The organism is Flavobacterium ranwuense, from assembly GCF_004349315.1.
GTDB classification, from domain to species: domain Bacteria; phylum Bacteroidota; class Bacteroidia; order Flavobacteriales; family Flavobacteriaceae; genus Flavobacterium; species Flavobacterium ranwuense.
Map to the genome: position 1 here is coordinate 1 of NZ_SMLH01000019.1, position 1,944 is coordinate 1,944.

The 1,944-nt window shown below is 35.5% G+C and carries 2 protein-coding genes; both read right to left on the minus strand.

Features of this window, described 5'->3' with window-relative positions:
* Positions 1 to 784: hypothetical protein (locus E0I61_RS16215; protein WP_132072664.1), on the minus strand; the 784-nt coding region annotated here is incomplete at its 3' end.
* A gap of 52 nt (positions 785 to 836) precedes the next feature.
* Positions 837 to 1,944, minus strand: a 1,108-nt coding sequence (locus tag E0I61_RS16355) for a hypothetical protein (protein ID WP_394346076.1), incomplete at its 5' end; no start/stop codon positions are given.

The window sequence follows — 1,944 nt, forward strand, 5'->3', positions numbered from 1 at the left end:
TATCCCAAGCACATGTTGTTGTGTTGAAAGTATACGTATCCCAACAGTTTACTTTCGCTGGCTCTGCAGGTTGTGTCGTATTATTTTTATCCCAAGCACATGTTGTTGTGTTGAAAGTATACGTGTCCCAACAGTTCACTTTCGCTGGTTCTGTAGGTTTTGGCGTATTGTTATTCACCCAAGCACATGTTGTTGTGTTGAAAGTATACGTGTCCCAACAGTTCACTTTCGCTGGTTCTGTAGGTTTATAGCAGGATACAGCCAAACTTGTTTCTGAATTATCATTTGAATTGCTCGCATTTCCTTGGGAAACATTTAGTGGAGGTGTAGAACAACCTCCGCATAATAAAGGATTGTAAGCTGTAATGTATACAATGTTTCCTGTAATTCCATTGGCGCCACTCACCACATTACCTCTTACAATAAGTAAAATATCTGAAATATCAAATGAATTAAATTCACCACCTGAATTTGTTAATTTTATTGTATTTGCAGAACCAGTTGTTAAACTCAATTGATTCCAACGCATATCGCTTCCTGAAGCAATCCCTATGATTTCAGCATTGGTACCAACACTAATAGTAACTCGCAATGAATTTTTAACTATAGTTCCGTTCCCATAATTACCAACAGTGGCACTCAAAATTCCTGTAGAACCCTGCGTCACACTTGCGGGACTCATTAAAATTCCAATCCCAGGATCTGCGTTGTTTTGTGAATATCCTTTTGGGATAAACATAAATACAGTAAAAAACAATAATATTAATTTATATAGAGTATTCATATTCTTATTGTTTAGCGATAACATTTTTTTACGTGATTAACTATAATCATAATTATTGAGCTTTAACAACAGTGTTATAGGTGTTGTTATTATTCTGACTATCTAATCCTGACCCATTTACAATTGTAACTGTAATTGGTTGCGAAGTTTGAGCTGGCACATCTGATTTACGCTCTATAGTAAAACCAATAGCTGAAAATGTATTTGTTCCAATTATAACACCTGTTTTTAATGTCATTGTTATTAATGATGTATTTTCAGTTATTTGCCAATCATTATTATTAACTGAAACACCACCATTCACATTAGAAGTGTTAGTAGCAGCTCCATAAGTAATAAGGAATGCAGATTGTTTTGCGATTTTAAGAACTACTTGTCCGTCTGATGGTGCGCCTTTGATTTCAGATATGTTTACAACAAAATCTTTTTTATCACCTGCAGATACGAAGACTAAAGCATCGATATCTATTGTTGTAGTAAAGTCTGGTAATTCTTTGACAACTTCTATTGAAACTGCTGCTTGGTTACAATTAGTTGGATTTGATTTTTCACAAATTTGGTAAGTCAATGTATAAATTCCTGATGGAGTATTTGGAACTACATCCATAGAACCATCAGCATTTAATGTCAAATTAGCGTTAGGGGTAACAGTTGTCAAATTAATTTGATTTAGACTAACAGCTGAACCATTTACAGTATCATTTGTTAATACATTAACTACGTTAATTCCTCCTGTCGTTCCATTAATAGGGCCTCCTGTATCTTGAGTGGCAACTATTGTCGCTAAACTCACTACAATATTTGAACTTACTGTATCACAATTTGTTGAGTTGTTTACCTCACAAATTGTATAGCTAATTGGATAGCTTCCTGCTGGTGTGTTAGCGGCTACTGTTACAATTCCGGTTGCTGTATTAACGGTGATACCTGCTGGAAGTGCTCCTGTTGTCATCGTTACATTTCCTGGATTTGATCCAAGTGTTACTGCAAGACCATTTAAGGTGTCATTAGCTGTTAATGCCGGTGTTGAACCGCCTGTGTTTCCGTTAATTGCAGCAGTAGTTTCTGTTAATGCATTTATTACTGGTGCAGTTACCGTTATGCTACTTATTACTGTACTACAATTTGTTGAATTGGAAACCTCACAAATTGTATAGGTG